Raw genomic sequence first — 13221 nt, 5'->3', positions numbered from 1 at the left:
TTTCTTTATAACTATATAATGCCAAACCATAACCTTACCCTCCATCGGATTCTCTTTCAGAAAAATTACAAACGTGTAAGAAACCATAAAAACGTACCAGAAAGTTTCAAGATAAGTACGAACTATAGATGATTGATTTTCGCTTTAGGCGGGTGCGTTCCGCGGCGTGCAAAATCTTAGGGTACAAAAAAACACAAGAGAAATTAATCCTCTTGTGTTTCATTTGAAGCATCTTCTGTGTCCTTAGTAATTGTTACCCGGACGATTCTATTGCGCTCCATTTCATTTATTTCTATATAAAGGTTTTCAAAACGGAATTTTTCATTTTCTTCTGGCACATGACCAAGCTGCTCTAAAACGAGCCCGCCTATTGTATCATTCTCTGTTTCAATAGCAAGCTTAAGCATTTCATTTAGCTCTTCAATTTCAAAGCGTCCAGAGCATACAATTTGGCTTTCGGATGATTCAAATAAAAGAATCTCTTCATCATCATCCGTTTCATCCTCAATCTCTTGACCAATCATTTCTTCTATTAAATCTTCATGAGTCACAATACCAAGAGTACCGCCATATTCATCTAATACAATAGCCATATGCTTTTTATGGTTGAGCATAAGCTTAAACACTTTTTCCACACTTAGCGTTTGTACTACAAACAATGGCTCTTTATCAATAATATCTTCTAGAATAAGAGATGGCTCAATCGACCACTCTATTAGTTTTTTAGAATAAAACATCCCAACAATTGTATCTAAGCTATCTTCATATATAGGATAGCGTGTGTACGAATGCTCTAAAATTGTATCCCTTACTTCCTCATAGGTTGCCTCTATTGGGATACCTACTACGTCTGTTCTATGAGTACAGAGAACATCTGAGACATCCTTATTTGGGAAATCTAGAATCCCTCTTATTCTCTCTGACTCCTCTACCTCAAAGGTGCCATCATTTGATGCTAAATCCACCATTGATAGCAGCTCTTCCTTTGTAATCATTGTCTCTTTTACTGCACCATTTGACCCTATTCTGATTAGCATATTCGTAAACTCAGCAATCAAGAAGGTCACTGGTCGAAGTATTGCCACTAAGAATCTTATAAAAGGAGCTACCATGTAGACAACCGTTTCTGAAAAAGTTGCAGCGATTGTCTTAGGCAATACCTCACAAAATAATATAATAAATGCTGCTACAACTACTACAGACCAACCAATATGCAAATCATAATAATCCGCTATCAATATGGCTAGTAACGTCATGGATGTATTTGCTATTGTATTACCAATGAGGATAGTAATAATCATCCGGTCCGGCTTCATCAGCTGGGCAAGTAATTTTACTGCAGCTACCTCCCCCTGCTCAGCTTTCAGCTGGACCTTGGTCCTATTTACTGTCATTAATGCTGTTTCGCTTCCTGAAAGAAAAAAGGAAACCACGATAGACACAGCTAAAAGTACAAATTCTATGTACAATTTTATATCCTCCTATTTATTCACGTTCAAATCTCTTCTTATAACTATAGCATACTGTCATTTTAGTTGTCACAAAACAAACGCGATTCAAAAGCTATGGAATAAAAAAGTCCAAGCCTATGTTTCCACAAAATAAATGAGAAAAAGGGATGAAAAATTTCCTATTTGTAAACTCTTCCCCACTAGACTTCAAGATGTTTTAGTTCATTAATAAACAAATTTTCTACTCCTTTAGCGGACTATAGGCTAGCAGCGTAAACGAAGTAAATACTCTTCTGAAAAAATACACCTTTTAGAAAGCCTGATTTAAAAATGATAGTCATCTTCAGAAATGACGATTTCCTTTGGATCATACGGTTCAATATGTACAAAGGTTACCGCCTGACTATTTAATGATTCTATCCGTTTTTCAATTCTATCGGAGATATCATGTGAGCGCCTAACGTTTAAATGTGGATTGACACTAATAGTAATATCAATTAACATCATACCTCCATGCTGACGACCGCGAATTTCATTAATTTCACGAACTTGCGCCATATTTTCCACTTCTGCACGGACTTGGGCTAAGAATTTACTATCAAATCCATCAGTTAATAGATATACAGCTTCTTTAAAAATATCTATTGCTGTTTTGATTATAATAACTCCAATGATAAAAGCTGTAATTGTATCAATTATAGGGAATCCAATAATTGCCGCTACAATACCAATTGCTGTTCCAATACTTACAAAAGCATCCGAACGATTGTCGTAAGCAGCAGCCTTTACAGCAGTACTTTTTACTTTTTCAGCTAGCTTGTAGTTGTATTTATATACAGCAAACATAATTGCGGCACTTATTAGTGACACAAAGATTGTTATTATTTCCGGATCTTCATTTGTCGGATGTAGCATATTTTCTACAGCTGAGATCAGTACCTCGATCCCTACATATATCATAATGAACGAAGCTATTAAAGAGGATACTGTTTCTGCACGAAAATGGCCATAACGGTGGTCATCATCTGGTGGCCGCTGTGAAATACGTAGCCCGATCAGTACTGCCACGGATGCAATAATATCTGTAGTATTATTAAGACCATCCGCACGTAATGCCTCTGAATTTCCGAAATATCCAACTGTTAATTTAAATACACTTAACACAATATATGTGACTATAGATAAGTATGCGCCTTTTTCACCTGCGCGCAAGTTTGTGTATAGCTCCAAAATGTTTCCCCTCCGCAACTTCCCTAAAAACACGAAAGAGGCTACCCATTGCCTAAACGACAATGGGTAACCTCTATAGTTAGTTTTTTCATTATAGCATTTGTTCGTATTTAAAGATAGTTTTACGTGTAGTACCCTTGAATTTCCATTTTTGAAACTTTATAAACGAATCCAGTTAATTAGGAAAAGTGTGAACATGTAATACATAGAATGACTTCCACATAAATTCTTTCTGAAAAAACATAACAAAACGTGTGAAGGATAAGCCACCCCCATGTAATACTTCTGTCGCTAAAATTAACACGATAAATTTTCGTGTGTAAAACTTTAAATCATCTTGTCCCTTGTTAGATATAGATTAGGTTTGTGGCGTTCAATTTTAGATGGTTACTTTCACTGTTCTTTTTTATGATATTCGAATCTAGTATATTGAAGAGTTTTTGTACTATAAGAGTTGAAATTGCATATACCCTTCTATACTTTTATAAAGTAGTACACATCATTTTTTTATTCTTCAATTTGGACCACTACATTAACAACAGATGCATCATGATTTTTGATACGTAAAGGTGCTGTAAAAGCAGAAATGATCTTTTTGCCTATTAAGGGCTCAGGATTGATGTCTTCATAGATAAGCATTGTCGGTTCCTCGTATCTTTCATGATCTAAAAAAGCATGGTGGACAAAATAGCCATTTTCTTTCGCTTCTGTTAAGTTTTCAATACTTAAAGTATCAATGGCTACAGCTTTACAGTTCGGCAATTTCGTCCGTATATATTCGGCTGCATCCGGTGAAACAGATGGGAAGTTATTAGCATATTTTTCGAAATCATTTTCACGATATTTCCAGTGGCTAGTATTAAAAATTAGAATATCAGCTTCCTTCAATTCTTCATATTCCTCTAGCTTTTCAAAAGTGATAAAGCCGTTTGGACCTACTGGACAATCGATTAACAACGGATTTTATTAAATGAAGTCTTCAATTGGAATAGCGTCTATTCCCTTGCCATTATTTAAATGATGCCAGGGGGCATCCACATGCGTCCCAGCGTGAAGATACATGCTCAATACGCTACCATTCCAGTCATCTCCTTTTTCCAAACGCTCTCTCGGCTCTAATTTCACTTCCGGTAAACCTGGATAAACGGGCATTCCTTCATAAATCGGGTAACCAATTTCAACATGTTTCTTCATTCTGGCATGCTCCCTATATATTTATTTGTAAATTCTATAGAGTGAATATTATCTTCTTGTAGATAGCACCTAGAAGAATACTCCCTCTTTAAGCAAAACCGTGTACCCTAATTAAATTGTCATCTAAATCTTTAAAATAAAACTCGTGATAATTTAATACAGGATTTTCTATCGCTTGGACTTGAACTCCCTTTTCCTTCAATAGGCTGTGCGTCTCGAAAACGTGATCACTTTGCAAATCCAAAGCAACACTTTTGGGCAACACATTTAAATCACTGGCTTTGAAACGATTACTAATTGCTAGTTTTGTATTTTCATTTATAGGGAAAAAGTATGCAACATCAATGTTGTTAGTAGGTTTGATACCTAATATGTTTGTATACCAATCCACTGAAGCCGATAAATCCTTCACAAAACACCAAACAACTACATTGCCATTAAAAATAGTTTGATTTTCAAACAATTGTATTCCTCCCTGATATTGTAATTTTATTACTATTCTTTAAACGGAAACAAAATACCTTTTAAATATAGTCTTTCTTTTCTAAATGTTTATATTTCTCTATTTGGTACTTCTAATGATAATCATATATCTCTTCTAAAACCTTAGCGCCACTAGATTCTCCGAGTTATTTAGTTGTCACAAAACTTATGCTATACTGTTTTTACTATATCTTTAGAAAGAAGGATGGATCCATGAGCCAACTAACAATCTTAGACAATTACTTTGCAGAAAAAAGAGAAAAACACTTAGAAGAATTGAAAAAATTTCTTAGTATACCAAGCATTTCATCCTTATCAGAGCACAAAGCCGATATGCAAAAGGGTGCAGAATGGCTATCAGATTCATTTAAGCAAGCTGGTCTAGAAAATATTGTGATTGATGAAACAAAGGGGCATCCAGTAGTGTATGCTGATTGGTTACATGCGGAGGACAAGCCAACTGTGCTTATTTATGGACATTACGATGTTCAGCCTGTAGACCCTTTGAACCTTTGGGAATCTGAACCATTTAATCCAGAGGTACGCGATAACAAGCTATATGCACGTGGTGCTAGTGACGATAAAGGTCAAGTATTTATGCATGTTAAAGCTGTCGAAGCACTTCTTGAACTTGAGGGATCCTTACCTGTCAATGTGAAGTTCCTAATAGAAGGCGAAGAAGAGGTTGGCAGCCCTAATTTAGAAGAGTACATCGAAAGCAATAAGGATAAGCTTGCAGCAGATGTAATCGTTATTTCCGATACAGGTATGCAAGGACCTGGACAACCAGCAGTTTGTTATGGTTTACGTGGTTTATGTGGTGTTCAAATTGATGTAAAAGGTGCAAAAGGCGACCTACATTCTGGACTTTACGGTGGCGGTGTACAAAACTCCATCCATGCGTTAGTCTCCATTTTAGAGTCTTTCCGTGACGAAGAAGGTACCATCGAAGTAGAGGGCTTCTATGATAATGTTCGTCCTTTAATGGAAGAAGAACGTGAAGCATACGCTGCTCTTGGTTTCAACGAGGATGATTTGAAACAAGAAGTTGGCGTCACTGAGTTATTTGGTGAAAAAGGATATACTCATCTAGAACGTGTTTGGGCACGTCCAACTCTCGAAATTAATGGGATATTTGGTGGTTTCTCTGGGGAAGGTATTAAAACTGTATTACCGAGCGAGGCAGGAGCAAAAATTACTTGTCGCTTAGTACCAGATCAGGACCCTGAAGAAATTGTTACAAAACTGAAAGCACATATTGAAAAGCATAAACCAGCCGGTGTAACAGTGAAAGTAACTGAATTTGATAAAGGAAAACCTTTCATCACACCTTTTGACCATCCTGCTATTCAAGCAGCAGGTCGCAGCTACGAAAAAATATATGCTGTACCAACTGCTTATACTCGCGGTGGTGGATCAATTCCAATCGTAGCAGCTTTCGATGAAATTCTTGAACTACCAGTAGTATTGATGGGCTTCGGATTATCTACCGAAAACTTCCATGCTCCTAATGAGCATTTCCATTTAGATAATTTTGATAAGGGATTACGTGTTATTGGTGATTACTATAATGAACTGTCTAGCCTATCAAAAGAAGAATTAAAAAAATAATAATAATAATATAATTTAGCACATGGCTTCTTTTTGAATTCATGTGTTTTTATTATCCTCCTAATGTATAATTATTCATTAAATGGATTAACATCCCATATAGAAGGAGAGTACTCAAATGCAAGTACAAGGCATAAAGCTAATTGCTAGGAAGGTTATTACACCTGTTATTACTGCAATGATTTTTGGTTTAATTTTTTCTTCTTATAACTTGATTGGCAATGATTCTATTCCGCCGTATAGTCGTGGTGAAGAGTTCATAGCTTGGGCTTTGATTTTATTTTTCTATAGCGGATTCATCATACTTATATATGGCACACCTGTCTCCCTCCTCCTAGAATTTATCTTAAGAAAAAAAATGCCCAAGTATAATTGGTTATATATTTTGTTTCATGCTCTTTTTGGTGGTCTATTCTTTTACCAGAAATTAGACCTTATGTTTTTAGGTATTGTTCCTGCCCTCATATACAGCATAGTTGATAGATGGTTATATACTAAAAATTTGGACGGCCGCCATATTACCTTTGGATTTCTTTCTCCGATTGCTCTTGCTGTGGTTCTCTGGTTATTTTTCTCCCTAATTTCAGAATCTCGGCCACCTTTTACTAGTGAAGAGGCAATTGCGCTTGCAACATCTGGAGAAGACACTATTTCTAGTAACTTTCCAAAAGAGAAGGATAAATGGAGCGGTAACATTGAAGGTTTTAACGTATCTAGAAAAACATCTGCTAGAAAAATAGGTGATGATCAGTATCTCGTTACATTTACAGAAACCTGGGAAAAAGGGTATGTAAATGGGACCTATTCTGTTTCATATATAGTCAATAGGAATTCAGTATCTCTTCATAGCGAAGGCGGTAAATCCCCCCCTTACTATAAAAAATAAGGCGAGTAAGAATGGGCCCCCCCACTCTTACTCGCCTCAATATTAGTTAGTTCTCGTTTCCAAAGAATGTGATAACTTCTTCTATACTCTTTCGTGGTTTTGGTTTAGGAGCCTCGTCATAATAACCGACCTGTAACATGCTAATGATACGTTCTCCTGGCTTTACTCCTAAAGATTCACGAAATTTTGGATTATCTAGGAATCCTGGCGTTTTCCAGCATGATCCGATGCCTCGATCCCATGCTAACAGTTGGATATTTTGAACAAGCATGCTAGCTGCAGCATAATCCTCTAAACGTTCCTTTTGGCGTGCATCTTCCGGAACAATAACAAATACATAACCACCTGGATTTTTATACTTTTGCATTTGTTTTTCTAAGGCATCCTCTGAAAGCTCATGCCATTTCGGTATCCCATATTCTTTTAACAGCTCATGTAATTCATTTAATTCTGACCCACATGCGACGATAAAGCGCCATGGCTGTCTTAGCTGATGATTAGGTGCCCATAGAGCGTCCTCCATAATAGATAGTAGCTCTTCTCTGTCTACAGGCTGTCCATTAAATAATTTTATAGATCTTCTTTGAATAATTGCATCTTTTACCGTCAATGATTGTTCATTCATTATTACACCCTCTTAATTGTCAGTCTTTTTCATCCATTCAATCATACCAATTTATATCAGAGTTTAAAAGTCTTTCAGTTGTTACCTAGTTTTATGTAACGTTACTTTAAATCTTAGTGTAAAATAAAACAAATGGGAATTTTTTCTTTTGTGTATTAATACATTACTAACATTTTTGAGGTGATACATTGCTCCTACTCTACTGGATTTTCAGCTATTTTGTTGGTAATTTCCTTACAGCCTGGTGGGTCGGTAAGTGGAAAAATACAGATTTAAGGACGGAACGCAGTGGCAACCTCGGCGCTAGGAATGCTGGCGCAGTTTTAGGGAAGGCAGCCTTTGGTTTAACCTTCGTTGGTGATGCATTAAAAGGCATTCTAGTTCTTTATGTAGGCTATGTTTTAGATTTCTCTATCCTTACTATTGCTACCGGGGCTTTCTTCGTTATAATTGGTCACCTTTACCCCCTTTGGTTAAAAGGAAAAGGAGGAAAAGGAATTGCTACCTTTATAGGGGTGTCACTTGCTCTTAACCCTTTTTTGTTCGGAATGCTGGCAGTCGTTTTTCTACTCTTACTTTCCGTTATCCGCAGTGCAACATTAAGCATGATTTTAGCCTTTAGTGCATACGGTATTCTATGTTTAGTTATACCGGAATATCAAGATTTGGCACCTCTTTCCTTAATAATTATAATCATTATAATAAAACACCGACATGATGTAGTAGATTCCTGGCATGAACGTTGGTGGAACAAATCCAATTTAAATTAATTGATATTAAAGAATTTAACAGGAGTATGATTTCCTAATTATGATTAAAATTAAAATAGATAGGATGTAAGTAATGACCTCACAAAAAATCGCATGGGTAGTAGATAGCAGTGCTTATATAAGTAATTTATTAAGAAATCATCCAGACGTATATGTTGTACCTATCAACATTCACTTTGGAACGGAACAATTTGTCGATGGTGTCGATTTGACGTCCGAGCAGTTGTATGAGCGAATCAGAAACGGGGCTGATTCCATAAAAACCTCACAGCCTTCAGCTGGAGAATTTGCTCAATTGTATACAAAACTAAGTACCGAATATAGCTCTATTATCGCCATTCATGTTTCACAAAGCTTAAGTGGTACCCTTTCCTCGTCTGTAGCTGGAGCGCAAATTGCCCAAGTAGAAGTTGATTGTATCGATTCTCTTTCTCTATCAGCAGGGATTACCGGTCTGGTAGAAAAGGGAATGAAGCTTGATGAAGATGGAATTCCTTACAAAGAAATAGTAGCCAATTTAAAGACAGAGGCTACTAAATTTAATAATTATATTTTAATAGGAAATCTTACGCAGCTTTATAAAGGTGGAAGGTTAAGTAGCGCTCAGTTTTACTTAGGCACTCTGTTAAAAATAAAACCTGTAATACAGATAAACAATAAAGGCGAATTACAAGAGCTCGATAAAGTTAGATCACATATAAAGGCAATTCAGTATTTAATCAATAAAGTGGTTGATTCAGCAAATAATGAAGGAAGTAAGACGATTTATATTATGCATGCCAATGCCCTACAACAAGCAAATGATTTAAAAGAAGCCCTTTTGCTTCACTGTCCACAATTAGACATAGTTATAGGAGAAATAAGTACCTCACTAGCAGTACACGCAGGGGAGGATACAATTGCAGTATTATGGTACGCCCCTTAAATCTTCATGCCATATAAAAGCTAAAGTTTGATTTTAAAAAGCCATAAAAAATGAGCTGGAGAATACATCTCCAAGCTCATTCCATTTTGATGTCCATTTTTTACTTAAGCACCCGTTAGTGCATTAAAAAGGATGCTTTAGATTTATCAATTCCCTGTTTTTCTTCCCATTCTTCTCGTAACATTCCCATCTTAATTGCATCAAAATATTCCCCGTCAACCATTCTAGCGTTTCTTATTCGTGCTTCTTCTTTCATCCCAATTCTTTCTGCTACCTTCATCATCCTTACATTACCTGACCACGTTGACATTCCTAACCTATGTAAATCAGTAGAACTGAATAAGAAATCTATCCAGAGTTTATAAGCCTCGGTTCCATAGCCACCATTCCAGTAATTGTTATCATAAATGACTATTCCAGTTTCTAACCAATTAGTGTTTTTATCTACCCAATAAGAGCCTACCGTTCCAATTAATTTATTTCCTACAAAAATGATTAATGAATTAGGAGTGTTGGGTGCAATTTGATAGTCTTTATCCCAATTTATTTTAAACTCTTCTTTTGTTATTTTAGTCTCAGGTATGTAAGGGCCATTCCATTTCTTCGCTTCTTGTTTCTTATCTTCATACTTCCAATAATATAAGTCATCAATATCTTGTTGGTTAGCCTCTTTCAATTCAACTTTTTGCCCGACGATTTTTATCATAAATGTAAATTCCCTCCTCTATATCTGTTTAAACTAATATTAACATAATATTCAACCGGCTTTTGAAAAAGGAGTTTTAGAAGTAAAGGTCCAGTTAGTTTAATAAGAGGGTGAGTAAATCCTATCTGTATCAGTATCAATTACAAAATCAACTTTTATATTGTTGGAATAAGGTATTTGTTCAAAATTTTGAAGTCTGAAAATACATTTGTAAGATTACTTGTCTCTAATACTGATTCTTTAGCATTGAGGTACTTTTGCTTTAGTCGCTGTTTTGAACACTTTTTACACATAAGTAGAACTTGTTGAAAGAAATCGTCAATTTCAATAATCATAATAATCACGACTAGTTGCTAATCAGTCATATAAACAAATAAAAAGAAAGGGCGTTTTATTCGCCCTCCCTTTTCTCCTCCTTATAAAACCCCTTAGAAATCGTCCTTAACATGGAAGAATATATATTTCGTATTTGATGTATAAGCATATGAGTCATGATAGTCCCAGTACCTGTTTCTACTATTATTAGTGTGCGCATTTACGTAGGGTACTCCATCTTGAATACGTGTTACGATTGTTGAATGATCCCATCGGCCGTCTCCCTCAAAATCATAAAATATTAGATCTCCAAGAATCAGTTCTTGCGCTGAATTCACTTGTTTGGCTTGTAGCCCAATAGTAGAGCCAGCTAGGTACCAGCGTAAAGAATGGGGTGTTGACCAACTTAGACTCCATGTATTGTTTCCTAACCACCAACCTTTCTGCCTATTAGGCTGCCCTCTCATAGGAGCGCCTCCAGCGAGCAAGCATTGAGAAATATAATTCGTACAGTCCACATCAAAAATAGGAAAATTAGGGTTATAGCTATTCCACCATGTTTCCGCGTACTGAACTGCTGCTTGCCGATTATATTTTACCAAAATTTCCACCTCCTTCTATTCTGTTTATATGTATTCATCGAAAATATATGCTAGTATGAAGGTAACTGGAAATTTTTTGTGAATTCAATTTATATTTTAGGAAAGGAAGTTGGCTTATGCGACAACATGCAGAAAAGGAAATCACCTCGCCGACTTTGCTATGCGATGATAAAGGGAATCTAAATCCCAAGGCAATAGGTTTTGCTAGAAAGCCAATAATTGAAAGTAACTTAAAGGGTCATTATATGCGGAAGAAAAAGTGGAATTACTGGTGTGTGTTTGGAGATGAAATTCTATTCTCAGCAACTATTAGCCACTTAGACTACGCAGCCGTCTGCTTTGTCTATTTCCTGAATTACGAAACACAACGCTTTGTTGAAAAGACCGTAACCATTCCCTTAGGCAATAAAGTTAAGATGCCTGATCAGGTATTAGAAAGCGTTCACCTTCATTCGGAGGAAATGTCCATCCAACTTTTGTATATTCAAAATGAGACCCATATGACAGTTACTGTTCCTAATTTTGATGGAGAAATGTTACACGCTGACATACATATCACCCATCCACCAGACGATGATTCCCTGAATGTGGTGATTCCTTGGAATAGGACTCAATTTCAATTTACCGCAAAGCACCACCTCTTACCTACCAAGGGTTTTGTAAAAATGGGAGATTCCCGCTATCACCTTCAGGAGCATGACAACTTTGCAGTCTTGGACTATGGAAGAGGGGTCTGGCCGCGTCAAGCAACATGGAACTGGGGGTTTGCTTCACAACGTGTAGGCTTAAAACGAATTGGCTTAAACCTTGGAGGTAAATGGACTGACGGAACTGGTATGACTGAAAATGCTGTGATTGTAGATGGAATCTTAACGAAGATTCATGAGGATTTGATTTTTCACTATCAAACAAATGACTTCATGGTACCATGGACGATTAAAACGAAGTTTTCTAATGATGTAGATTTAACCTTTACCCCCTTCTTCCATAGAGTAGCTAAGACAGATGCAAAACTGGTTTCATCAGAAGTAAACCAGATGATGGGTTACTACAATGGAAAAATCCAATTGGAGGATGGCCCAACTTTACAGATTCTACAGATGCTTGGATGTATAGAAGAGCATAAGGCCAAATGGTAAGATATAAACAAGAGGGTGCAAAAGAATTAATTCTTTTGCACCCTCTTGTCTAAAACATATATATTTAAATCAATTTCAGCATGCCAACAATTTTACATGAAATGAACAATATTATTAAAGGATTCTAAAGAAATGCAGGCTACGATCCTTTTGTTAGTTGATAAGCTATCTTTGCTGTTCACTCTAGTAATAATTGAACTTCACTTTTTAAATAAGTAGCTCAAGCATTTGTTTATTTTTTTCTTTAAAAATCTCATTATGAGAGGAAACCATTGCTGCACTATGGGCATCTGGCTGAATAAAACGTTTTGCACGGTTTACAGCGTTAGCTGCGTCCTGAAATGTACCCGCTATTAAATGGAGCTTCCCGGGATGAGCTAATATGTCCCCAGCGGCATAAATGCCTGCTACGGATGTCTCGCTTGTACTTGTACCGTCTACGTAATATTCATCCTTTACCGCAATGTTGACTGTACTATTTTCAATAAGTTCCGCGTCTCTTTCATAGCCATGATTGATAATTACCTCATCAATGTCTAAGAAGTTCACTTCTCCTGTTTCATTATTCGTCAACGCCACTTGCTCGATAATTTCATGGTTATTCGACGCAATTAATTTAGAGATAGACGTATTAAATAAGCAGGTGACCGTACTGTTCATCAATTGAGTAATTTGCGCCTCATGTCCGTTTAATGCATCTTTTCTGTAAGTAACATAAACCTTTTTTGCAATTGGCTCCAGCTCGTTTGCCCAATCAATCGCAGAGTTTCCACCGCCAGAGATAATAACCGTTTTATCCTTGAAGCGACGTTTAGATTTAATAGTGTAATTTAAATTACTTACTTCAAAACGTTCTGCCCCTTCTATATCTAACTTAAGTGGATTAAGAATCCCACCTCCGATAGCGAGGATAATCGTCTTAGAGTAATGGACTTGACCGGATGCAGTTGTTAAGCAAAAAATCTTTTCATTGCTTTTGGTGATGGATTCTACCTTTTCATTTAATACAACCTCTGGATTAAACGTTAGCCCCTGCTCCACCAGCTGACCTATCAAACGTTCACCTGATATAGGAGGCTGTCCCCCTACATCCCATATCATTTTTTCAGGGTATACATGTATTTTTCCGCCCAACTGAGGCTGAAATTCAATAATTTTTGTCCTCATTTCTCGTAATCCACTATAAAAAGCTGAATATAATCCTGCTGGACCACCACCAATGATTGTTACATCAAATACATCCTGCATATGCTTTAGTCTCCTCTAAAAGTTATTGTTGACTTC

At 36.5% G+C, this 13221-nt stretch carries 12 protein-coding genes and 1 pseudogene; 5 read left to right on the top strand and 8 right to left on the bottom strand.

The window, feature by feature from the left end; all coding sequences use genetic code 11:
• Positions 1-203 precede the first annotated feature (203 nt).
• From MHB55_RS02655 to MHB55_RS02640, 4 genes and pseudogenes are all read right to left on the bottom strand, one after another.
• A complete protein-coding gene (locus MHB55_RS02655) occupies positions 204-1469 on the bottom strand; it encodes a hemolysin family protein (protein ID WP_225215978.1) in 1266 nt (421 codons plus the stop codon).
• Between the two features lie 306 nt (positions 1470-1775).
• Complete coding sequence (locus tag MHB55_RS02650; RefSeq protein WP_144539908.1) at positions 1776-2681, bottom strand: cation diffusion facilitator family transporter; 906 nt, start codon at positions 2679-2681, stop codon at positions 1776-1778.
• Positions 2682-3188: 507 nt separating this feature from the next.
• Positions 3189-3875: pseudogene (locus MHB55_RS02645) on the bottom strand (cyclase family protein).
• Between the two features lie 88 nt (positions 3876-3963).
• On the bottom strand, positions 3964-4338 hold the full coding sequence (locus MHB55_RS02640; RefSeq protein WP_340862490.1) for a VOC family protein: 375 nt from the start codon (positions 4336-4338) through the stop codon (positions 3964-3966).
• A gap of 233 nt (positions 4339-4571) precedes the next feature.
• Here MHB55_RS02640 and MHB55_RS02635 point away from each other — a divergent pair, with 233 nt between their 5' ends.
• Both MHB55_RS02635 and MHB55_RS02630 read left to right on the top strand, forming a co-directional pair.
• Positions 4572-5969 (top strand): dipeptidase, encoded by a 1398-nt coding sequence (locus MHB55_RS02635; RefSeq protein WP_340862489.1) that lies wholly within the window; start codon positions 4572-4574, stop codon positions 5967-5969.
• A gap of 118 nt (positions 5970-6087) precedes the next feature.
• The gene (locus tag MHB55_RS02630) at positions 6088-6855 is read left to right on the top strand and encodes a hypothetical protein (protein WP_340844079.1); all 768 of its coding nucleotides are present in this window, start codon (positions 6088-6090) and stop codon (positions 6853-6855) included.
• 46 nt (positions 6856-6901) lie between these two features.
• Here MHB55_RS02630 and MHB55_RS02625 read toward each other — a convergent pair whose 3' ends face one another.
• Entirely contained in the window at positions 6902-7480 is a 579-nt protein-coding gene (locus MHB55_RS02625; RefSeq protein ID WP_154311590.1) for a nitroreductase family protein, read from the bottom strand.
• A gap of 188 nt (positions 7481-7668) precedes the next feature.
• Between MHB55_RS02625 and MHB55_RS02620 the strand changes: the two genes are divergently transcribed.
• A complete protein-coding gene (locus tag MHB55_RS02620; RefSeq protein ID WP_154311592.1) occupies positions 7669-8250 on the top strand; it encodes a glycerol-3-phosphate acyltransferase in 582 nt (193 codons plus the stop codon).
• Between the two features lie 73 nt (positions 8251-8323).
• Positions 8324-9175: a DegV family protein gene (locus MHB55_RS02615; protein WP_340862488.1), complete on the top strand. Its 852-nt coding sequence runs from the start codon at positions 8324-8326 to the stop codon at positions 9173-9175.
• Between the two features lie 115 nt (positions 9176-9290).
• On the opposite strand, the gene MHB55_RS02610 is transcribed toward MHB55_RS02615, so the two are convergent.
• Both MHB55_RS02610 and MHB55_RS02605 read right to left on the bottom strand, forming a co-directional pair.
• Positions 9291-9881, bottom strand: coding sequence for a GNAT family N-acetyltransferase (locus MHB55_RS02610; protein ID WP_144539925.1), 591 nt, complete (start codon positions 9879-9881; stop codon positions 9291-9293).
• A 428-nt stretch (positions 9882-10309) separates the two neighbouring features.
• A complete protein-coding gene (locus MHB55_RS02605) occupies positions 10310-10801 on the bottom strand; it encodes an amidase domain-containing protein (protein ID WP_144540060.1) in 492 nt (163 codons plus the stop codon).
• Between the two features lie 113 nt (positions 10802-10914).
• On the opposite strand from MHB55_RS02605, the gene MHB55_RS02600 reads away from it, so the two are divergent.
• Complete coding sequence (locus tag MHB55_RS02600; RefSeq protein WP_144539927.1) at positions 10915-11937, top strand: DUF2804 domain-containing protein; 1023 nt, start codon at positions 10915-10917, stop codon at positions 11935-11937.
• Positions 11938-12144: 207 nt separating this feature from the next.
• Here the strand turns inward: MHB55_RS02600 and MHB55_RS02595 are convergent, their stop codons facing one another.
• Entirely contained in the window at positions 12145-13185 is a 1041-nt protein-coding gene (locus MHB55_RS02595) for an NAD(P)/FAD-dependent oxidoreductase (RefSeq protein ID WP_144539928.1), read from the bottom strand.
• Positions 13186-13221 lie beyond the last annotated feature (36 nt).

The sequence above is a fragment of the Psychrobacillus sp. FSL K6-1267 genome (assembly GCF_038003265.1).
Taxonomy (GTDB): Bacteria; Bacillota; Bacilli; order Bacillales_A; family Planococcaceae; genus Psychrobacillus; species Psychrobacillus faecigallinarum.
Note: the sequence above shows the minus strand (reverse complement) of the source record. Positions and strands in the feature narration are given on the sequence as shown.